Here is a 20,942-nt window from a genome sequence, read left to right on the forward strand (position 1 = left end):
ACCAAACAAATTTAAATTCTCAAATCCTCGTTTAACGCTTCCAACCGGGAGAAGATCGGGTCGAAAGCAATCGGAGCGACGGTAAAGGGAAAATAGAGCGGTAAGGCGCAGGCAGGATGCCTGCACTACCGGGAGACTCGCAGGGTACAAGAAATGATCGACACCTCATCGATGAATACGCTTCAGTACGATATCGGCGGCGGCAGGTTCCGCCCGATCTATATCGGCCGCAACATCCTCGACCGGCTGGGCGAGTGCGCCGGAACGCTCAACGCCGACAGGTTTTTCATCGTCACCGATGACACCGTCGCCAAGGTCTTCCTCGAACCGGTGCTGGCTCAGCTCGAAAGGATCGCTCCGACCAAAGCTTTCATTTTCCCGGCGGGAGAACAATCCAAGACGCTGTCGACCCTCGAATCCTTGGGAGCCGAGATCCTGGACGCCCGCGCGACCAAGTCTTCCGTCATCGTCTGCCTGGGCGGTGGCGTGGTCGGCAACCTTGGCGGCCTGCTGGCGGCACTTCTCTTCCGCGGCATCCGGTTCTTCCACGTGCCCACAACGATGGTAGCCCAGATAGATTCCTCTATCGGCCAGAAACAGGCGGTCAACTACAAAAAAGGCAAGAACCTGTTCGGCCAGTATTATCCGCCCGAATTCGTCTTTATCGACTTCGCTTTCCTGCGGGACCTCCCGGTACGCCAGATCAGGGCCGGCCTGGCCGAATCGGTCAAGCACGGGCTATGCCAGGAGGAGAGTTTCTTCGAGTTCATAGGTTCCCGGTCTCCGGATTTTTCATGGGAAGACATTGAGTACATCTCCGCCCATACAATCGAACTGAAGCTCGAACTGCTGAAGATCGACCCTTACGAGGGCAAGCTCGACCCCCAACTGGAACTGGGCCATACCATCGGCCACGCCCTGGAGATCCGCAAGAACGGCCAACTGCTGCACGGCGAGGCTATCGCTATCGGCATGACGGTGGAAGCCAAGATCTCGGCGGCGCTGGGTTTCATGGACCCTGTCCTCGCCCAACGCATAGAGAACATCTTCCGGAAGATCGGGCTGCCGACGCGCATTCCCCCGGAGATTTCCATCGAAGAAATCCTGGAAACACTAACCTTCGATAACAAGCGGCGCACCGCCATCAACGACTTCTTCCTGCTGGCGCAGTTCTGCGATTTCCACAAAGAGAACGGCAAGATTGCCTGCAAGGTGCCGGAGCTGGTGTTGAGGCAAGTCCTTGAGAGCGCTTACTAGCCCTTCGAGCGTACCTTTCGGCGTGTGGGTTCAGGCCGCTCGCCTGAAATTCCTGCCGCAAGGAGTGTTCCCGGTGATCATCGCCGGGGCTGCCGCTTTCGCCGCAGGTGTCTTCAATCCGCTCTACTTCATCATCGCTTTTTTGGCGGCTTCAGCGGTGCAAATCGGCCTCACCATGTTCAACGACACCCTGGACTTCCAGTACGGCACCGACAAATCTACCGCCGAGACGAAAAATCCTTTCTCAGGCGGTTCCGGCGTACTGGCTTCGGGCCGCGTCAAACCCAGGCAAGCGATGACGGTCATCATCGGTCTGTACGTCTTCGCTCTCATCTGCGGTATATTTTTCGCCTTCGCCGCCGGAATCGGGAGCCTGTATATCGCCGGCATCGGCGCGTTCATCTCTATTGCCTACTCCGCCAGGCCGTTCCGCCTGGCTTACCGGGGGCTCGGCGAACTGGCGATGCTCGTCGGTTACGGACCGGTACTGACGGCCTGGGCTTACTTCATCCACACCTCTTCACTCTCTCTCGATATTGTCCTCGTGGGCATTATCCCCGGCCTGTGCATGTGGACGATGATCCTCATCAATGAGATCCCCGACTACGCCGAAGATAAGGCGGCGGGCAAGAAAAACCTGACTTACCGTCTGACGCCCCGGGGTTCGAAAAACCTGTTCATCGCCTCGCTGGCCTCCATTTATGTTTACATCGCTGTGCTAATCGGCACCGGGGTTTTACCGCCGGTGGCGTCTCTGACGTTCCTGGGCGTACCCCTTGCCGTCTCAGCCGCCAGGACAGCGCATCGGGAGTTCAAAGACCCCCTTAAAATTGCCAAGGCAAACAAGTACATGGTATTAATATATTCTCTCACTAACGCCGCCGTGGCTATCGGTTTTATGACGGCGTGAAGCCAGGTTTAACAAATTGTGTAGTTGATCAGGTCACGTGCGATCGGAGACCAGCATGAAAAATGGACAGGAACTCCAGTGTTACCGCGAAGCCCTGGACGATTATCAAGAAGCCAAAAAGATCGTGAGTGAAATCTCAAAACTCACCGCTGATGTGTCCAATTGCCTGAGCACCGAACCGTACCGGCTGACGATTTCCGGGTTCGGGATGGACATGCCATTGAAACCTGAGTTTGCCGGAAAGCAGCTGGTTTGCTCGCCGGGGCAATGGCCGAACGAGCAGAACCTGGCTGAAGCGGTGACCCGTTTGTACAAGACCGAGAAAGCGCTGCACAAAGCCTGGTCGAGTTTATCGCCGGAAGGGAAGAAACAGGTCGAGGCGCCTCCGGGAAGCCTGAAATAGTTTTGTTGGAATCCAGAATCGTGAGGGCTTTCCCCCTTTCCTTTAATTCCTCTCCCACCGGGGGAGAGGAAAAACCTGATTTAAGGATGGAACATGGTAGAACCGAAGTTTTTTGAAACGATCGCGCCGCTGTATGACTTTCTGACCAAGCTTTTCATGGGCGGCACTTACGAGAGCATGAGGAAGCGCATGCTTAATGAGGATACCTCGCAGATGGAAATACTGGACCTGTGCTGCGGCACCGGCTACATCAGCAATACGATCAATGCCAAGCGCATCGTCGGCCTGGATCAGTCTGACGCCATGCTGGCCAGGAACGCCAAGGTCAAGCGCCCCAACAAAGAACTGATCAAGGGCAACGCCTACCAGGTACAGTTCAAGGACGGCGAATTCGACCGGATTTATAATTCCAGCGCGTCACACGAATTCAAGCTGTTTTCACGACTGCTGCAGAAAAGCTACCAGGCGTTGAAACCCGGCGGCAAGATCATCATCTTCGATATCTACCAGCCGAAAAACCGCATATTGTCGTTCTTCATGAACACCTTCGTCCGCTACGTAGTCGAACGCGGCATCATGTTCGTCCATACCAAGGAAGAATGGCGGCAGATGCTGACCGAGGCCGGGTTCGAAGTCGAAGAGCTCGAATCTGTCCGCGGCTTGTATATCTTCGTGAAAGCGGTCAAACCCCTGCAGGGGAAACTGCCTTTAACGGCAGCGGGTTAAACTCCGTCTACCAATCGACACCGGGACGGTGTATACTATATTGCTTAACCTGGGGTTACCAATTTATTTTGAAATTATTAGAGATGGAGGAGCTATCTGCCCATGGGACTGACACTCGGTGAAGCCATCCGGCATATCACCAACAAAAACTACGCGATAGTTGCCGCCGACCTCTTTGACGAGATCTTCGGCCGCAAGTATGGCGAAACCGCCAAAATTCCAGCCAGGGATAAGGGTTCCTGGCCGATCAAGATCGAGGACAAGCTGAAGGACACCCATTTCGCCAAGATGGCCGAGGGTGAGTTCAAGCGTACCCGCGTCGATATTGCCAGCGACACCTATCTAGAGGTAAAACGGTGGCTGGAGGACGAGGTCGGGGTGCCCCATCCGTGCATCGACCATGATTTCAAACTTGGCGTAAAGTAAAAGCAGAAATCTCGAGTCAAAGACCAGCCGCCGGAAGGCGGCTGGCTTTTTTTAAACCCCAAATCCCAATTTCTAAATTCTAAACAAATCCAAAATTTAAAATCCCAATCTCAAAACTTGGGATTGACACTTCAGGTGACGCGGCTTAGAATCAGGTTAAGGCTCGTAGCTTCGCGAAATTACGCGTTTTACGAAACCCTCATCCTACCTTCTCCCGCCGTGCGGGCGAGGGGAAAACGGAATGGACCCGCGTTAAGCCTCCAGAGGCGACATATGAAAGGCTGCGTATGAGTCTTAAAGAAACCCTGCCCGTTGAATTAAAGGAAGCCCTGCGCTCCGGCGATAAGGTAAAACTAAATACGATCCGCCTGATCCTTTCGGCCATCAATTACGCCGAGATCGAGCAGCAGAAACAGCTGGACGATCCCGGAGTTCACGCCGTCATCGCCAAGATGATCAAGCAGCGGAAAGAAAGCATCGAGGCGTTCAAGGCCGGCAACCGGCAGGACCTGGTGGACAAGGAACAGGCCGAACTCAACATCCTCGAGAGCTACATGCCGAAGCAGTTGAGCCGCGAAGAGATTGTCGCCGAAGCCAGGAAAGTTATTGCCGAGGTCGGCGCCAACAAACCGCAGGATATGGGCAAGGTAATGGGCAAACTAACCCCGATGCTACGTGGCAAGGCTGACGGTAAAGAGATAGCGGCGGTGGTGACGGAGCTGCTGAAACAGTAAACGGCATCAACACCTGGAGGTGAACAGGTGAAAAAAGGGTACGTTATTGCGGCGGCGGTGTGGCTGGGTTCGCTGGGTGCCATCGCCATCGGCTATTCGATATTCCAATCCAACAATGTTCACATTACATGGAGCTTCGCGCAATTCCTTGACCCGCTGAAATTTTTTACGGTAGGTCTTCCGATTTTAGCGCTGCTGTTGCTCTCAGGAGCGCTGCTGATTATTCAGAGTAACCAACGCGCGGCGAAGATTTTGGTCCAGGTTGGTTTCGCCATACTCCTCATTTTGACCCTGACGGCAATATTGAGCATTCTCGGTTTGCTGATGGCGCCGGCGGCGTGGTTCGCCTACCAGGGGCTGGGGGGAGGAGAAAAACCCAAGCCAGCTTGAAACTAGGACAGGCTCCGCGAATCATTGCGCGGTTCGAAGGCTCTTTTCCCTGGTTTTGCGGATATGAAATATAAAACCATCGCAATACCTTGCGCTGCTATAAAGAAAGCTACAACAAGGTCTTCGAAAATATTGACTTCATGTGAACGCGGGCTGACAAAGTAACCGATTCCGACAATCATGAATAGAGCCAGTACGATTCCTGAAATGACAGGTTTTTTGAAACCCGTATAAACGATTAATCCGAAAACCCCGGCGCTGATTGTGCCCTGAAAAAGAATATCCAATATGAGATTCAATAAACCTGAACTGCTTGATATCGATTGATAACCGTTCAAGGCCAAAGCCGCGACCCAGGCAGCGGCCAAGACAAGAGACGCAAGGGTTTGCAGACCCAGGTTGGTCAGCCGATATAGGTTCCGCATACGCTCAGTGAACTCTAGCCCTTGCCAATTTTAGATTCCAGCGACTCGACCTGCTGTTTAACTTGAGTTAGATCACTCTGCAGGTCTTTCAGTTGTTTCGCCTGATTTTTCAACAGAAAATAGCTTTGTACGAGCATGACTGCCAGAGCTATGGGGATCGCCCAAGCCACAATAAGGACGATTATTTCTGTTGGCCCGATAGGCATGCCAGTCTTCGGTCTTTCGGATGCCGCGGGTGGTGAAGATACTTAACCTTACTCTACGCCCGATCATAAGTCAACGATCAGGCGATCATCAAGAATAATCGGGCAAACGGAACCGTAGCATCGCGTTCTTTGTTCTAGCAGTGGGCAAAACGTCAAAGCAAACGCAATATCGCTATTCGAGGCTAATTAAATCGGGATCGGCCGCTGAAATGATTCAGGGTTTTTCGGCGGCTTTGGCCTTAAGAGCCAGGTATCTTTGGTAGTCAGCCGAATCTTCTGGTTTGATGGTGGGAGCCGCGGCTCCGGCTTTCAGCGCCATGAACCTCTTGAAATCAGCCATATCTTCAGGCTTGATTTTGGGATCGATCGATGCGGCATTCGCGGCTGATTTAGGCAGACTCTGTTTTCCCGAGGTAGCTGTCTGTCTAACAGTCTGGACGCCTGATTTTTGATTCGCGGCGACCGGACTTACTTTCTGCCGGGCCATGATGACGAACGATAATCCCAGGGCAAGCACCGCGATACCGGCTACCGAATAAAAATCCAAAACACCCCGGGTCATCAGATACCCGATTCCAGCCAGGGCAAGGCCGGCTACCATGACGACGATGCCGAGTAGTTGCAATTCCGGGTACCTGATGGCGGTGCCGCCGGTTCTGGCCGACCGCAGGGCCTCAGCCCTTTCGGCTTCCTCCTGTTTTCTCATCTTCCGGGCTTTTTGACCTCTGGAGATGAAGATAAGAACTAAAACGATTACGGCGACAAACAGAAGTTCACTGGGTCCGATGCTCATATTTGTTGAATTATCAGCGCTTTCAGGAGCGCTTACTCCTTTTTCATCCAAAACTAAACGGCGTGATAGTAAAACTAGCTTTTAGTTGGAATTTTGTCAATATCAGTTTAACATAAAATAGGTATTATGAGGAGACTCTAACTCAGCCGATTGGGATTGGGGAAACAACGTAATTCGAAGTGTAAACAATCGTTATCCCTTCTCATGGTTCCATTCGATAAACTCAGGGCAGGTTCAAGCTTCCCGACTGGTGTCGGGACAAGCACCACGAACGGAACAAACGGAACCCAATTAGCCCCGATACCATCGTTTACGGTATTATGTTTACGTAATGATGAATCCCATTCGCCTGGGTGTGCTCGGTTCTACCGGCAGCATCGGTCAACAAACGCTGGACGTAGCTCGGCGGCATCCGGATAAAATCTCGGTCATCGCACTGGCAGCAGGCGAAAACGTTGGTCTGCTGCAAAAACAGAAAGCAGAATTCAATCCCCGTTTTGTTTCCTGTTCCAGCAAAAATCTTGTCTGCGGAAATTCGGTGTGCCTGCCGCTGGAAGAAATGGCTATCCACCCGGATGTAGATATCGTGGTAGTGGCGGTGCCGGGAGGGGCGGGGCTCAAGCCGGCGCTGGCGGCGGCAAGGGCGGGGAAGATAATCGCCCTGGCTAATAAAGAATGCCTGGTTGCCGCCGGTGAGATGCTGCTCGATGAAGCGGTTAACAACGGCGCGGGCATCCGCCCGGTGGATTCGGAGCACTCCGCGATATGGCAATGCCTGGTGGGTGAAACCACCAAACCCGAGAAGCTGATTCTCACCGCCAGCGGCGGGCCTTTCCGGGATTTTTCCCTGGAACGGATCGAATCGGTGACACCAGGACAAGCCCTGGCTCACCCCTCGTGGAAGATGGGCAAGAAGGTAACCATCGATTCGGCCACGCTGATGAACAAAGGTCTGGAGGTCATCGAAGCCCACCGGCTTTACGGCATCCCCTACGAGCGAATCGAGGTGGTAATTCATCCGCAATCGATTGTTCATTCGATGGTTGAATTCGCCGACGGGGCGGTCAAAGCCCAACTCTCCCCGCCGGACATGCGCCTGCCGATTCAATATGCATTATCCTATCCCGAGCGATGGAGCAATACCGACCTGCCAAGAGCGGACTGGCCGAAAATCGGCAGGCTGGACTTCTCGGCGCCGGACCTCAGTCGATTCCCTTGTCTGAAATTGGCGATAGAAGCCGGGAAAAGAGGCAGCACGTTCCCGGCCGTTCTTGCGGCGGCGGACGAAGAAGCGGTCAACCTGTTCCTGGATAACAGGATAAAATTTGGCGACATCGCCCGGCTGGTGGGAAAAACTCTCGAAGAACATAACCCTGAAGGTTCAACATCGTTAGAAAGTATAGCCGCCGCGGAAACGTGGGCTAGGCGGCGAGTATCTGAATTGGCGAGGAGTCTTTAGTTGTCCAGCATTCTGAGTTTTTTATTCACGGCAGCGGCGTTCGCGTTGGTACTGGCGATCGTCACGCTGTCTCATGAGGCAGGCCATTTTTTCAGCGCCCGGATTTTTGGGGTTAAAGTCAACGAGTTCGGGTTGGGCTACCCACCCCGGCTATTCGCCAAAAAAGGCAAGAGCGGCACCGAGTATTCGATAAACTTATTGCCACTCGGCGGCTTTGTGAAGTTAGCCGGTGAAGAAGACCCGACGGCGCCCGGTGCCCTGGCATCGAAAAGCCACGCAAAAAGAGTCACCGTCCTCGCCGCCGGGGCGATCGTTAACGCGCTGCTGCCGATCGTCCTGTTCACCGTGGCTTTCCTCCTTCCTCACCAGATCGCTACAGGCAAAATCGAGGTACTGGGGGTGGCTGCCGGATCGCCGGCCGAAGCCGCCGGTGTCGAGGTCGGGGACATCATTTTGAGCTTCAACGGGCGGCAACTGACAAATAATGCCGAATTGGGAAGAGACATCTTTTTGGACCTTGGCGAAACCGTTCCGATGGAGATACAAAAAGCCGATGGTACGGTAGTTACAGTCTCGGTGACGCCGCGCTGGAGCCCGCCGGCCGGGCAGGGGGCGGTGGGGATCGAAACCCAAACGACCGATGTGGTAGTCACTAAAGTTCACGATGGCTTTTTCACCGCGATATCATCCGGCTTCCGGGAAACGGGTGAGACCATGGTCTTGTTCAAGAACAGCATCCTATCCCTGGTCTTCGGCGCTCCGGCGCAGTTCGCCGGCCCGGTCGGTATCGCCCAGATGACCGGCGAGGTGGCGAGGGCGGGATTCGGACCGCTGCTGGAATTTACCGCTTTCCTGTCGCTCAACCTGGCAATATTGAACATCCTGCCGATTCCGGCGCTGGACGGCGGACGCATCGCGTTTGTGGTGGTGGAGTGGGCGAGGAGGGGCAAGAGAATCGACCCGCAGACAGAAGGGAAAATACATTTCATTGGGTTCGTGCTGCTGATAGGACTGATTTTACTGGTGACTTTTCAGGACATTGTGAGGATTGTTGGGGGATAAATTCGAAGCACGAATATCGAAATCCGAAACAAATCCGAATGATAAAATCCCAAATTCAAAATATGCGACGGAAAACAAGAGCCATCAACATCGGCGGGGTGTTGGTAGGGGGTGGTGCGCCCATAACAGTGCAGTCGATGACAAAGACGGACACCAGGGATGTCCCATCGACGGTGGCACAGATCAAAGAACTTGCCGGGGCTGGCTGCGAAATAATCCGGTGCGGCGTACCCGACGCGCAGGCCGCCGAGGCACTGAGGGACATCAAAAAGCAGAGTCCGATTCCGGTTATCGCCGACATTCATTTTGACTACCGGCTCGCTTTGGCAGCCATAGCCGCAGGGGTGGATGGGCTGAGGATCAATCCGGGAAATATTGGCGAGGCGGACCGGGTCAAGCAGGTCGTTGAAGCGGCTAAAGAACGACAGGTCCCGATACGCATCGGGGTAAATGGCGGGTCTTTACCCGCCGAATTTGAGCCGGAAAAACCGCTTCACCAGAGGATGGTCGATTCGGCCATGGGACAGGTGAGGCTGCTCGAAAGCCTCGATTTCAATTTGATCAAAATTTCTCTGAAGGCCTTCGACGTGCCCGAAACCCTCGCGGCTTACCGCATGATATCCAAAATGGTCGACTATCCCCTGCACCTGGGAATAACGGAGGCGGGGACACCGAAGACCGGTATAATACGATCGGCGGTGGGGATAGGGGCGTTACTCGCCGAAGGCATCGGCGATACGATCAGGGTATCGCTTACAGCTGACCCGAGGGAAGAAGTCGCGGCCGGTTACGAGATACTCAAAAGCCTCGATCTCAGGAAGAGAGGACCGACCGTGGTGAGTTGCCCTTCATGCTCACGTACAGAGGCCGACGTTGTAGGCCTGGCGGAGATGATTTCCGACCTGCTGCTGTCCATCGACAAACCGATCAAGGTGGCGGTGATGGGTTGCGCCGTGAACGGCCCGGGGGAGGCTAAAGACGCCGATGTCGGCATTGCTTGCGGAAAAGGGCAGGGCATCCTCTTCCGGAGGGGTGAAAAGGTCCGGGTGGTTGCTGAGGCGGGATATTTCGAGGCGCTTTCAAAAGAGATTGAAAACTTCTAAAATGTAGCGCGGTCAGCAGGAACGGCATCGGGAAACGTTCTTCGAAGATAGCCACGGCCCTTCTGGAGGGCCTCAGCAACAGATGTAGCGAGGTGTAAAGGTGGATAGCGCATTCTGGCAGGCGGCCACGGCGATCTCGGTCGTCGTTCTGACTATCGGATTTATTATCGGCATAGTCAAATACCTCCAGTTCCGCCGCCGCGACGACGCCAAACTGGCTATCGACCTGTTCCGGGATTTCCGAAGCGACGAATTCAAAGCGGTCATACGCAGCATCTACTCGGTCAAGCCGGACCAGTGGGCGACGCTGGCCGATTATCAACGGGTGCGGTTCGATCACCTGGTGGACTGGCTGAACCTGCTCGGCGCGGTTACCCGCAACAGGGAGATCAACCAGCAACTGGCTATCGAAACACTGGGCGGCCCGACAGCTATTCGCTGCTGGTACAAGCTCCTGCCGTACCTGCGGCAGGAAACCGAACGCCGGGGCTTTTTTTGCGATTCTTTCGAGGATTTCACCCGAAGGTCAGTAACTCATTTTCAGGAGCGAGGCGTACCCATCTGGTTCAACTGGGGCAGCGAACGGGTCGAGCTAGTTAAGTTGCTGCAGAAGCCAGAATTCAAGCCGAGAACCATGGAAGAGATCCGCCAGGGCGTGAAGGCCAGCGGGACAAACTGAAACATTTGGCATTCGATACACCGGTTGTGTTATAATCCTAGGTCAGTTTTCAAATTGGAGTAAAAAGATATGGCTAAGAAAGTACTCGCCGCCGATAGAAAGCCCGTTGCGCTGAAGGAATTTGCCGAAGGCGTCAACAAGAAGGACGAGGTCTCCGGTCTCAAGATCAAGTTCGCCTTCTGCAACCGCAAACGCCGCGGCGGCTAAAACACTCGTTTCGGTCAAAAGAAGCCCCGATGGAATCGGGGCTTTCCTGTTTTAAGAAGGATCTATTCCAATATAATACTTGGATCTATGGCCGACACCGAGATTCTTCGCTTCGCTCAGAATGACAATCGTAGAGCGTGTTAGCCCCGTTCGAATGGATGGCCATCTGCGGTGAAGTCCGGAAGGTAAAACTCCTGGGAGCCCGCTTCCTGCATCCAGCCGTTCTCCATGCCCAGGACATCCAGGATATTGACGACGCGGCGGTGCTCGGCGGCGTTGATGCTGCGGGCCAGGGGCGGCATGCCCAGGGCTTTGTGGCGGGGGATGTATTGGGACATGATGCTCACCGTCACCTGCGGTGAGAGTTCGCGGGCGATCCATTTCAGGGATTCCTCGGAGCCGGCCAGGTCGTTGGGCAGGATCAGGTGGCGGATAATCAGACCCTTGAGGGCGATGCCGTCCTCGCCGACCTGCAGATCGCCCACCTGGCGGTACATCTCTTTGATCGCCGAGCGCGCGGTTGGAACATAGTGGGCGACGTCCGAAAGCTGCATGGCGATAGTGTTGGACGAATATTTCAGATCCGGCAGGTAGATATCAATCACGCCGTCGAGTTCCTGAAGCGTCGAAAGTTCTTCGTAGGCGTTGGTGTTGTAAACGATAGGCAACCTGAAGCCGTGGGGAATCGCCTCGAGGAGCGCTCTCATTATCTGGGGTACGTACTGGGTGGGAGAGACCAGGTTCAGGTTGTGGCAGCGCAGGTCGTTCTGGACGTGAAGCATACGGTTGGCAAGCCTGGAAGGGGTTACCTCATGGTGGCGCTGACCCGCCGGGTCTTGGGAGATCTGGTAATTCTGGCAATAGACGCAGCGGAGGTTGCAATTGCCGAAAAAGACGGCGCCCGAGCCTTTGGTCCCGGACAGGGCCGGTTCTTCGCCACGGTGGGCGCATACCGAAGAGACGGCTACCAGTTTGCCCGCGTTGCACAACCCGATCTCGCCTTCGAGACGGTTGGCGCCGCAGCGCCGCGGGCAGACGTCGCAATTTCCAAGGCGTTCCTCGAGCGCCAGGACGCGGCGCTGAAGTTCGCCGGATTCATAGAGTTCAACGTATCGGGGAAGATCAACCAAGTTTACACCTCACCAGTGGACAGGTCGACTCCCGATTCCGATTAAAAGACGAAGAGCCGTGTCCGCCGCCACCCAACGGATATTTTTATGATCAGAGAGCCGCCGACAATTTAAGAGGCCAGTTTTCCCTGTCCCTTTAGCGCCTGCTCAACGCTGCGGCGCACCTGGACGCAATCCGCCTCGGTTTTGAGCGCAAGCAGCTTGATGAGACCCGGCCAGACCTCTTCTTCGGTATCCCGGCTGACGGACTCAACCGAACCCTTTTTCACATCCGCCTTGCGGAACATGACCTTGTTATCGATGGAATCCCAGTAGGGTATGATGCCGTATTTGACCAGCCAGTTCAGGGCGTCCTGGCGGGTGAGAGCGCTGGGCATATCCGGACCTCCTGTTGCAGGTTGCCTAATATTTAAGCCGATTAAATGCGCCGATGCAACAAAAATTATTCCGCCAGTTCACGGGTTTTGCGGATGGCTTCACGGATACGCGCCAGAGCCCGATCCTTCCCAAGCACCGCCATGGTCTGAAACAGCGGCGGCGACACGCTCTGGCCGGTGACGGCCACCCGGATACAGCCAAAGAGTTGTCCGGGCTTGAGGCCAAGCTCGGCGGCAAGGGGCCGCAGGTCATTTTCCATGGCTTCGATGCCGAAGCCTTCGAGTTTTTCGAGGCGATCGAGCGTGGCTTGAAGCGCCTGCCGGGTGAGGGCGGTATTCATACCCTTGCCCACCAGATCTGCCGCATGGTATTCGAGGTTCTGGTAAAAGAAGAAACGGGTCAGTTCCGGCTGATCGCGGAGTTCGCCCAGTTTTTTGACCCTCTCCTGGATCAAAGCCAGCGCACTCTTAACATAATCACGGTCGTAGGCCGCGGCTTCGGGAACGCCGGCTTCGAGGAACGGCCGGGCGCGGTCGGTGAACTCGTCGAGCGATAACGCCCGGATATAGGAGCCGTTCATCCAATCCAGCTTCTCGATGTTGAAAATGGCGGCGGTCTTACTGATGCGATCGAGAGAGAAGTTCTCGATGACCTTTTTAACGTCCATGATCTCGGTAGTGGCGTCCAGAGACCAGCCGAGGAGCGCCAGGAAGTTGACCATCGTTTCCGGCAGATAGCCCTGGTTCTTGTAGTCGATGATGGACACGGCGCCGTGCCTCTTGGAAAGCTTCGACCGGTCAGGCCCCAGGATCATCGGGAGGTGGGCGAACACCGGAGGTTCATAACCCATGGCCTTGTACAACTGGACGTGTTTCGGCGTGCTGGACAGCCATTCCTCGGCGCGCATGACGTGAGTGATGGCCATATCGTGATCGTCGACGATGTTGGCCAGGTGGTAGGTAGGGAAGCCGTCGCTCTTCAGAAGGACGAAATCATCGAGTAGCGCATTTTCGAAGGCCACCTCGCCACGGATGAGATCATTGAAATAGGTCCGCCCTTCGAGGGGCATTTTGAACCTGACGACCGGGGTGACGCCCTCAGGACCGGGCTCACATTTGTCGCGGCAGTGCCGGTCGTACCCGGTCGGGATTTTGGCGGCTTCCTGGGCGGCCCGCATCTGGTCCAGCCGCGCCGATGAGCAGTAGCAGCGGTAGGCATGGCCGCCTGCGATCAACTTTTCGGCGGCCGCCCGATACCGGTCGAGTCGTTGAGACTGAAAGTACGGTCCGAAGGCGCCGTTTTTCTCCGGTCCTTCGTCCCAATCCATGCCCAACCAGCGTAAGCCGTCGAGGATGGCTTCTACGGCGCCCTCGACATAGCGGGCCTGGTCGGTGTCCTCGATGCGGACGATGAAGCTGCCGCCCTGGTTCCGGGCGAACAGCCAGTTGAATAATGCGGTGCGGATGTTGCCGACGTGGGGGTAGCCGGTGGGGGAGGGGGCGTATCTTACTCTAACTTTATCTGTCATTTTATCCTCGATCAAAAATCCGAAGCACGAATTTCGAAATCCGAAACAAATTCAAATAAACAAAAACCCTAGATGACCAATTTATTTTAACGTGTACTCCGATCGCTGAACTCGATTTCGTGCTTCGATATTCGAATCTCAAATTTATTTTATGCGGCGGCGGTGGGGGGCGTGGCGGCATGGGCTTCCGGGACGGCCGGAATTTTTACCACGTAAGTCTCGGCCAGCTTGTCGTGCCAGCCTTGCTTGTGGCTGTCCAGGGCGATCCAGATAAAGCCGAGAAACAGGGGTATGAATGAAATGAGATAACCGAGATAGCGGATGACCGCCCGACCGATGTCGACTTGGCTGCCGTCGGTTTGGATGACCTTGATCCCAGCCACCATCATCCCCAGGCTCTGGCCGCGCCAGACCCAGAAACCCACGAAGTAGATGCCCGAAACCAGGATCGATACGATATTGGACAATGCTCTGAACTGGCCTACCCAATAGTTGGAATCAAAATTGGTGGTGAAAGATACGATCTTACCGAAGTCAGGCCAGAGAAGAGGTTCAAGAACCGAAAAAATGGCTCCCAGGACGATAAAATCGATTATCCAAGCCCCGAATCGCCTCCAGAAGCCGGCGAACTCCAGGGCGATGGCGCCTTTAGATGTCTCTGGCATTGGGCCTTCGCTCCTCAGGGACACTGATCAATCGGCGCACATTATACATCGGCGGTAAATCGATAGCTATACGAGGGCCTGGCAGCTTTAACCCGCCGAGGCGCGCGTGTTATAATCGCGGCATGGAAATTAAGTATCTCGGCCACTCCTGTTTCCGGATCAAAGGCAAGAACACCACGGTGATTACCGACCCGTTCGCGCCGGAACTTGGCTTCACGCCGGGCAAGCAGACAGCCAACATCGTGACCGTCAGCCACCAGCACAACGGTCACAACTATACCTCTGGAGTGAGCGGAGAATTCCGGGTGGTTTCCCGGCCGGGAGAATATGAGATCGGCGACGCCATCCTGATCGGTCTGCCGTCTTTCCATGATTCCGAGAAGGGGCTGCTCCGAGGCAAGAACGTCATTTTCGTCATCTCGGTGGACGATGTGGTCATTTGTCACCTTGGCGACCTGGGCGAGCCCCTGTCCGAAAGCAAGGCCGAAGAACTTGGCAACGTGGATATCCTGCTGGTCCCGGTGGGCGACATGAGCGCGCTCAATGCCAATAACGCCGCCAGGTTAGTGCGCCAGATAGAACCCGCGATTGTCATCCCGATGCACTACAAGCTGCCGCAGGGCACCCGGGAACTTGAACCGGTCGAGAAGTTCCTCGGCGAAATGGGCTCAAGCGGTGTTGTGCCGCAACCCAAATTGGTAGTCACCAAAGCCAATCTGCCGCTGCCGACCCAGGTGGTGGTGCTGGAGGCGGGAACGGCGTAATCCCGCTGCCGCGCGAACCTAATCCCGCCGCTGTTTCCTCGTCTTAATCACCAGAGACACCACCAGACCGCTGAGGCACCCCATTCCGACCAGTATCCCAATGAGTGCGCCCGGAATTGTTGAAGCCGCCACCGGCGGGGCGATCGATTGGGTTGGTGCCGTCGTTTTGACGGATGTGGTTGGTGGGGTGGATGTGGCAGCGGCCTGCGTGGTTGCCGGGGCCGTTGTCGGTGCCGGTGTCGTTGCAGGCGGTTCCGTTGTTGCCGGCGGCGCAGTGGTAGTAAACGCCGAAACGGCGCTCCAGGGCGAAGAGGTGTTCGTTCCGATAGCCCGAACCTTCCAAAAATAGCCCGTCGAGGGCAATAGAGCCGACGGCGGTTGCCAGGCATTCCCTCCGATACCGGCCGCATAAGCCGTCACCGGATTGAAATCGGCGGACGATGACAACATCAGTTCATATGTCTTCGCGCCGGTTACCGGCTGCCATTGAAAAGGCGGCTGGAGAATCTGAACGGTTGCGCCGATCGCCGGCGTCGTCAGCACCGGCGTTCCCAGGACCGTAGTAAAGCTCCAGACCGCCGACCACGGACTTATCGATGGAGCGGCGGCGCGGGCTCGCCAGTAGTAGGTGATCCCCGGATCAAGGTTTTTCAAACGAGCGGTTTCTGCGGTCGCGGACCCCTCAAACCGAATAATGGACATGTCATAAGAATCGCTGACCTGCCACTGAAAAGCGGAAGCCCCGCCCGGATTGCGCCAAACGAGGTCGATGCCGCCGACACCGCCGGAGGCAAAGGTGCCGATGCCCGGCGCGCCGGACTGGGGAGATAAGAGTTCAATCGGCGAAGCGAGCGTGTCGTTGTAGGCGACCAGGCGGTTATTGGCGGTGTCCAGGCTATACACCCTGCTGCCCCGCAAACGAAGATCCCACAACGTGGTCCCGGCTTGCAGACCGTCGCGGGCGGTTTCCCAAGATTGGTTAAACGGCGATCTTTTTACCAACCCGCCGTTTGAGGCGCCCACCTGGTTGCCTGAGGCAACGTAGATGATCCCGCCCGAAGAGACTTCAATCCCGCTGATCATCGTCCCGCCCGGCAAGCCGGCGTCGATTCGCGTCCATGAAGGTTCCCCGACCTTCATGCGCCAGATGCCGGAACCGGCAGTGCTGGAAGCGGCATAAATGTATTTACTGACAGAGTAATCCGCGGAGAAGGCAAAGCAAATCTCACCGACGAGGGACGATTGCTGCAGGGCTGAAAAGTGTACCCCGCCATCGGTGGAAAGATAAAAGTTGCCGTCGGCTCCGGCGGCGATCATGGTATTATCGGCGGCAAAACCGGGGGAAAGTTTCAGACTCGACAGCGGCGTCGCGGATATTTCGGTGCTTTCAAAAACGACGCCGTCAGAGGTCCGCCACACCCTCGAACGATTGCCGTCGAAGGAAGTAAAGAACCAGACCCGTTCATTTAAAGCGGCAATGCCGCTATCTGAATCGAGAGCCGCCGGCAGCGTGAACTGGGTAAAAGTCTGGCCCTGATCGGCCGATCTAAGGTAGACCGGGCCGTTGCCGGTACGTCCGGCGACCAAAACTATGCCATTGCCGGATACGGTAAACCGATCGATAGCGGAAAGACCAGTACCGCCGGTCTGATAGATAAGCTGCCAGGCGCCGCCATCATTGTTGCTGCGCCAGAGCTTTTGGCCGTTGTCGAACGCCAACAGGTATATCAGGCCGTCCTGACCGGGCGGCACCGCCAGATCGACCACCGCCCCCACGGATTGGGGCATCGGCAGCGAAGACCAGGCGCTGTCGGCGGCAGTGAGGGGGCGGGAGACCAGCGGCGAGCAAATCGTAAGGATTACGAAGAAGAACACCACGCCCCGCCACGAGTGACAATTCTTCATTCGTAGGATTGTAATCGCTGGGCGAGGCACCCGTCAATGCAGAACCGACGAATGACGAATTCAGGTCGAGGATTTGATATTACGATGTGGGGAAGCCGGTGGCGGGGGAACCGGAACCCCTGTTCCCCGGGCGAGCGAAGCGAAAACCCCAACGATGCAAAGCCCGGTAAAAATGGCGAAGGCGACCCTCAGGCTCGACACAAGTTCATCTTGAACCGCGCCGGAAATGCGGACGTGGCCGATGATAAGGGAAAACAGGAGCATGGCGATACCCAGCGACAGCATCTGGCCGACAAGTCTCGTCGTTCCCAGGGTCGCCGAGGCCACGCCGTACTGCCGCCGCTCTACGGACCCCATGACCGCGGAGGTGTTGGGCGAAGAGAAAAGACCGAAACCGGCGCCCAGAATCACCAGACCGGCGATGACGTAGACCATCGAGGTGTTATTGCCGATGAAGATGAACATGGCCAGGCCGATAGCCGAAATAGCCATGCCGAGCGAAGCCAGAAACCTGGGTCCGAGCCGGTCCGCGCTCCGTCCGGCCCAGGGTGAAATGAGAGCCATGACGACGGGTTGGGCCACCAGGACCAGGCCGGCATCGGTCGGTGAAAACCCCTTGACGAACTGAAGGTAAAGAGACAAAAGAAACCCGACGGCAAACGTAGCGGCATAGTTGATCAGGGAAGCCGCGTTGGACATCGCAAATACGGTGTTATGCCGGAACATCTTGACCGAGAGCAGGGGGAATTGAATCCTGGACTCAAACCAGACAAAAGCGGCCAGACCGCCAGCACCCACCACCAGCAAAATGAAACCGATGTTATCCGGCAGCTCGGAAAAGCCAAGCATCAAGGCACACAGGGCCAGGCCGTAAACGATAGCGCCTTTGAGATCGAACGCCTCGCCTTTGCATTCCTGAAACTCCGTTTTCAGCTGGGTCAGGACGACGACAAGGGCGAAGAAGGCGAGGCCAGCGTTCAATAGGAAAATTCCGCGCCAACCCCAGGCGTCGGTAATGACGCCGCCGACCGTCGGGCCAATGGACAGGCCGATATACACGGCGGCGGCGTTCAATCCAAGCACCTTGCCTCTCTCCGAAGGCGGGAAGATCGAAGTCAGAATAGCCATGCCGGTGCCGAATAGAAGCGCTCCCGACACTCCCTGGAACACCCTCATGACGATCAGTTGGCCGCCGTTATGAACCAGCGCCACCAGGATGGACGTGACGGTGTAAGAGGCCAGACCGGCGATGAAGACCTTCCGGCGGCCAATGATGTCCGCCAGGCGCCCGAAGGGCAGCAGGAAAACCGCCGCGGCTAGGATATAGGCGGTAGCAACCCAGCCCAGGGTGACGGCGTCAAGTGAAAACTCCAGCCCGATAGGCGGCAGGGCGATATTCACCGATGCGCCCATGAAGGGCGTCAGGAAGGAAGCAACAATTGCCGCGATAAGCCCGCCGCGGCGAGCTTTGGCTTCCGCGGCGGGTGGTAACACGGAATGGGGCAACATAAATTACTTGGCGTTGGGGGCGTTCTGCATCAGACCGAAGGGGTTGCCTTCGGTATCGGTGAAATAGGCGAAATAGCCGATACCCGGAACCGTTTGATCCGGGCTGACGCGTTTGCCGCCGGTGGAGACAACCTTTTCGGCGGCTTTACCAAGGTCTTCGACGCCGATGGTATTGACCACCTGCTTGATGGCGCCGTCGACGCTCATGATGGCGCCGTTAATGCCGGGCTCCCGATCGGAGCCGGTGGTGATGTTCCAATAATCCATGGGCCCCGCCCATTTTTCTATCTTCCAACCGAAAGCCGTCTCATAGAACTTCACCGCGCGATCAGCCTTGACTGCCGGGATCTCGAAATGGACAACCCTGTTCATGATGCCCTCCTCATTTAGCGCCTGGCGGCGCCGATTAACTGAGAAATTTCAGTCAGTTTCCATTGTAGCATGTATTTTTCGATACCTTTTACAATGTCTTTGAGGGCACCTGGATTTACCAGCGCGGCGGTGCCGACTTCGATTGCGGAAGCGCCGGCCAGCAAGAATTCGAGAGCATCCTCTGCCGTGGCTATCCCGCCGCCGCCAATGACCGGGATCTTCACTCCGGCGGCAACACGCCAGACCATCGCCAGGGCAACCGGTTTGATGGCGGGGCCAGAAAGCCCTCCGGTGACGTTACCCAGGACGGGTTTGCGTTTCCTGATGTCGATAGACATACCGCGGAGGGTATTAATGAGCGAAACCGCGTCGGCGCCGGCATTCTCGACCGCCTGCGCCAGGGCGACGATGTCCGAGGTGTTGGGCGTCAGTTTGACGATGACCGGCAGGGCGGTAGCCGATTTGACCGCCCGGGTTACCGCAGCCGCTCCTTCCGGGGTGGCGCCGAATTCCAGACATCCGGCGGCTACGTTGGGACAGGAGATGTTGACCTCGAGCGCCGCAACGCCGGGAACCCTATCGAGGCGCCTAGCGATCTCGAAGTAATCATCGATGCTCTCGCCGGCGATGTTGACCAGCACCGGCGTCCGCCATTTTTCCCAGATGGGGGCAAAATGCTGCACGACGTATTCAACGCCCGGATTCTGAAGGCCTATGGCATTGAGGAGGCCGTTTTCGGTCTCCATGATTCGGGGCTGGGGGTTGCCGGCCCGCGGTTTCAGCGTAGTGCCCTTGCAAACGAAGGCTCCTATGTCGGCAATGTCGTAAAGGCGGGAAGGCTCATCGCCGTAACCCGCGGTTCCCGAGGCGGCGACGACGGGGTTCTTAAGGGTAAGACCGGGGAGCAATTGAACGGAAAGATCAGGCATCGGCAAGATTATAGACCCTGCGATTACGAAGAGGCAACCGAGTCCGCAAAGCCGGCCGGCTGGCCGGAATCCGTACTGGTGCGGTTCTTGCCCTCTTTTTTACTGCGGTACAGCAGGGTATCGGCACGGCGGGTCAAGGATTCGGCGTCATCTTCGGCGGTGGCGATGGTCGCCCCCGCCGATACCGTGACTCTGATCTCATCGTCGCCCCGGACGATGAAAGAAGTCGCCACCAGAATCCGCATCCGCTCAGCGATGTCGTAAAGCTGCCGGCCGTTTACGTTCGAGGCCAGGATGACGAATTCTTCGCCTCCCCAGCGGAAGAACAGAGAAGCGGGGCTGCGCATATTGTCGGAGATCGAGCGGGCGACCATTTGCAGCGCCTTGTCTCCGGCGTCATGACCGAAAGTATCGTTAACTACCTTGAAATTATCGATATCGAACATGATCATGCCGAAGGGCCAACCGTAGCGCTTGAATTCACTCAACCTGGTTTCCAGGGTGATATTGGCATAACGGCGGTTGCCGGCCTGGGTAAGTTCGTCGATCAGCGACAGGCTTGTCAGATGGGCGTTCTGTTCCTTGAGAAGCCTGTTCGCCGAGTTGTCGGTGAAAGTCTCGATGCCGCCGGTGATATTACCCTGTTCGTCGTAAACCGGCATGGCTTTAACCGTTACCGGAACCCGATGGCCGTCCTTGTGCAGCATGTAGACCGAGGCTTCATGATACCGGCCGTCGGTCATCATGGCGGAGAGGGGGCAACCGGAGAGGCACAGGTTTGCGCCCTGTTCGTCGGTGTGGACCAGGATGTTGTCGGCGCAGCAGAAACCCAACACTTCGCCCGCCGTACGCCCGGTCATTCTCTCGGCGGCTTTATTCCAGTACAAGATGCGCTTATCGCGGTCGACGAAGTACACCCCTTCGCTGAGGTTGTCGAGGAGCGTTTTGTAAATGGCGTCTTGCATGTTACCGTTAAGAATAC

25 protein-coding genes are annotated in these 20,942 nt (G+C 56.2%); 13 read left to right on the top strand and 12 right to left on the bottom strand.

What is annotated here, in order from left to right; genetic code table 11:
* The first annotated feature begins 153 nt into the window (after window positions 1-153).
* The 7 genes from Dform_RS00680 (at window position 154) to Dform_RS00710 (ending at window position 4,846) form a co-directional block, all read left to right on the top strand.
* Window positions 154-1,257 (top strand): 3-dehydroquinate synthase family protein, encoded by a 1,104-nt coding sequence (locus Dform_RS00680; RefSeq protein WP_225973702.1) that lies wholly within the window; start codon window positions 154-156, stop codon window positions 1,255-1,257.
* Window positions 1,241-2,167, top strand: coding sequence for a prenyltransferase (locus Dform_RS00685; protein ID WP_076003310.1), 927 nt, complete (start codon window positions 1,241-1,243; stop codon window positions 2,165-2,167). The genes Dform_RS00680 and Dform_RS00685 overlap by 17 nt, the downstream gene beginning before the upstream one ends.
* Window positions 2,168-2,222: 55 nt before the next feature.
* Window positions 2,223-2,570: a hypothetical protein gene (locus Dform_RS00690; RefSeq protein WP_076003311.1), complete on the top strand. Its 348-nt coding sequence runs from the start codon at window positions 2,223-2,225 to the stop codon at window positions 2,568-2,570.
* 93 nt (window positions 2,571-2,663) lie between these two features.
* Window positions 2,664-3,296, top strand: coding sequence for a class I SAM-dependent methyltransferase (locus tag Dform_RS00695; RefSeq protein WP_076003312.1), 633 nt, complete (start codon window positions 2,664-2,666; stop codon window positions 3,294-3,296).
* A gap of 102 nt (window positions 3,297-3,398) precedes the next feature.
* Window positions 3,399-3,722 (top strand): hypothetical protein, encoded by a 324-nt coding sequence (locus tag Dform_RS00700; RefSeq protein ID WP_076003313.1) that lies wholly within the window; start codon window positions 3,399-3,401, stop codon window positions 3,720-3,722.
* A gap of 287 nt (window positions 3,723-4,009) precedes the next feature.
* Complete coding sequence (locus Dform_RS00705) at window positions 4,010-4,456, top strand: GatB/YqeY domain-containing protein (protein WP_076003314.1); 447 nt, start codon at window positions 4,010-4,012, stop codon at window positions 4,454-4,456.
* A 27-nt stretch (window positions 4,457-4,483) separates the two neighbouring features.
* Entirely contained in the window at window positions 4,484-4,846 is a 363-nt protein-coding gene (locus Dform_RS00710; protein WP_076003315.1) for a hypothetical protein, read from the top strand.
* Between the two features lie 2 nt (window positions 4,847-4,848).
* On the opposite strand, the gene Dform_RS00715 is transcribed toward Dform_RS00710, so the two are convergent.
* From Dform_RS00715 to Dform_RS00725, 3 genes are all read right to left on the bottom strand, one after another.
* The gene (locus Dform_RS00715; RefSeq protein WP_145925484.1) at window positions 4,849-5,214 is read right to left on the bottom strand and encodes a hypothetical protein; all 366 of its coding nucleotides are present in this window, start codon (window positions 5,212-5,214) and stop codon (window positions 4,849-4,851) included.
* 71 nt (window positions 5,215-5,285) lie between these two features.
* Window positions 5,286-5,477, bottom strand: coding sequence for a hypothetical protein (locus Dform_RS00720; protein ID WP_076003317.1), 192 nt, complete (start codon window positions 5,475-5,477; stop codon window positions 5,286-5,288).
* A gap of 214 nt (window positions 5,478-5,691) precedes the next feature.
* The gene (locus Dform_RS00725) at window positions 5,692-6,270 is read right to left on the bottom strand and encodes a hypothetical protein (protein ID WP_076003318.1); all 579 of its coding nucleotides are present in this window, start codon (window positions 6,268-6,270) and stop codon (window positions 5,692-5,694) included.
* A gap of 331 nt (window positions 6,271-6,601) precedes the next feature.
* On the opposite strand from Dform_RS00725, the gene dxr reads away from it, so the two are divergent.
* The 5 genes from dxr to Dform_RS11430 all read left to right on the top strand — a co-directional run bounded on the left by dxr (window position 6,602) and on the right by Dform_RS11430 (window position 10,780).
* On the top strand, window positions 6,602-7,729 hold the full coding sequence (gene dxr, locus Dform_RS00730) for a 1-deoxy-D-xylulose-5-phosphate reductoisomerase (RefSeq protein ID WP_076003319.1): 1,128 nt from the start codon (window positions 6,602-6,604) through the stop codon (window positions 7,727-7,729).
* Window positions 7,730-8,791, top strand: coding sequence for a M50 family metallopeptidase (locus tag Dform_RS00735; protein WP_225973703.1), 1,062 nt, complete (start codon window positions 7,730-7,732; stop codon window positions 8,789-8,791).
* 38 nt (window positions 8,792-8,829) lie between these two features.
* A complete protein-coding gene (gene ispG, locus Dform_RS00740; RefSeq protein WP_076003320.1) occupies window positions 8,830-9,894 on the top strand; it encodes a flavodoxin-dependent (E)-4-hydroxy-3-methylbut-2-enyl-diphosphate synthase in 1,065 nt (354 codons plus the stop codon).
* A gap of 100 nt (window positions 9,895-9,994) precedes the next feature.
* A complete protein-coding gene (locus tag Dform_RS00745; protein WP_076003321.1) occupies window positions 9,995-10,573 on the top strand; it encodes a hypothetical protein in 579 nt (192 codons plus the stop codon).
* Between the two features lie 69 nt (window positions 10,574-10,642).
* On the top strand, window positions 10,643-10,780 hold the full coding sequence (locus Dform_RS11430; protein ID WP_192846590.1) for a hypothetical protein: 138 nt from the start codon (window positions 10,643-10,645) through the stop codon (window positions 10,778-10,780).
* Between the two features lie 140 nt (window positions 10,781-10,920).
* Here the strand turns inward: Dform_RS11430 and Dform_RS00750 are convergent, their stop codons facing one another.
* From Dform_RS00750 to Dform_RS00765, 4 genes are all read right to left on the bottom strand, one after another.
* Window positions 10,921-11,910 carry a radical SAM protein gene (locus Dform_RS00750; RefSeq protein WP_076003322.1) on the bottom strand — a complete coding sequence of 330 codons (990 nt, stop codon included), beginning with the start codon at window positions 11,908-11,910 and terminating at the stop codon, window positions 10,921-10,923.
* A 110-nt stretch (window positions 11,911-12,020) separates the two neighbouring features.
* Complete coding sequence (locus tag Dform_RS00755) at window positions 12,021-12,287, bottom strand: hypothetical protein (RefSeq protein WP_076003323.1); 267 nt, start codon at window positions 12,285-12,287, stop codon at window positions 12,021-12,023.
* A 65-nt stretch (window positions 12,288-12,352) separates the two neighbouring features.
* Window positions 12,353-13,816, bottom strand: a complete 1,464-nt coding sequence (gene gltX / locus Dform_RS00760; RefSeq protein WP_076003324.1) for a glutamate--tRNA ligase — start codon at window positions 13,814-13,816, stop codon at window positions 12,353-12,355.
* Between the two features lie 149 nt (window positions 13,817-13,965).
* A complete protein-coding gene (locus Dform_RS00765) occupies window positions 13,966-14,481 on the bottom strand; it encodes an RDD family protein (protein WP_076003325.1) in 516 nt (171 codons plus the stop codon).
* Window positions 14,482-14,603: 122 nt separating this feature from the next.
* On the opposite strand from Dform_RS00765, the gene Dform_RS00770 reads away from it, so the two are divergent.
* Window positions 14,604-15,245 (top strand): MBL fold metallo-hydrolase, encoded by a 642-nt coding sequence (locus Dform_RS00770; RefSeq protein ID WP_076003326.1) that lies wholly within the window; start codon window positions 14,604-14,606, stop codon window positions 15,243-15,245.
* 18 nt (window positions 15,246-15,263) lie between these two features.
* On the opposite strand, the gene Dform_RS00775 is transcribed toward Dform_RS00770, so the two are convergent.
* The 5 genes from Dform_RS00775 to Dform_RS00795 are packed head-to-tail and all read right to left on the bottom strand — an operon-like array spanning window position 15,264 to window position 20,925.
* A complete protein-coding gene (locus tag Dform_RS00775; RefSeq protein ID WP_145925485.1) occupies window positions 15,264-17,150 on the bottom strand; it encodes a beta propeller repeat protein in 1,887 nt (628 codons plus the stop codon).
* Between the two features lie 60 nt (window positions 17,151-17,210).
* Window positions 17,211-18,659, bottom strand: a complete 1,449-nt coding sequence (locus tag Dform_RS00780; protein WP_083635295.1) for an MFS transporter — start codon at window positions 18,657-18,659, stop codon at window positions 17,211-17,213.
* Window positions 18,660-18,662: 3 nt separating this feature from the next.
* Window positions 18,663-19,031: a VOC family protein gene (locus Dform_RS00785; protein WP_076003328.1), complete on the bottom strand. Its 369-nt coding sequence runs from the start codon at window positions 19,029-19,031 to the stop codon at window positions 18,663-18,665.
* 14 nt (window positions 19,032-19,045) lie between these two features.
* Window positions 19,046-19,960, bottom strand: coding sequence for a dihydroorotate dehydrogenase (locus Dform_RS00790; RefSeq protein ID WP_076003329.1), 915 nt, complete (start codon window positions 19,958-19,960; stop codon window positions 19,046-19,048).
* Window positions 19,961-19,983: 23 nt separating this feature from the next.
* Window positions 19,984-20,925, bottom strand: coding sequence for a sensor domain-containing diguanylate cyclase (locus Dform_RS00795; protein WP_076003330.1), 942 nt, complete (start codon window positions 20,923-20,925; stop codon window positions 19,984-19,986).
* Window positions 20,926-20,942 lie beyond the last annotated feature (17 nt).

Source organism: Dehalogenimonas formicexedens (assembly GCF_001953175.1).
Taxonomy (GTDB): Bacteria; Chloroflexota; Dehalococcoidia; order Dehalococcoidales; family Dehalococcoidaceae; genus Dehalogenimonas; species Dehalogenimonas formicexedens.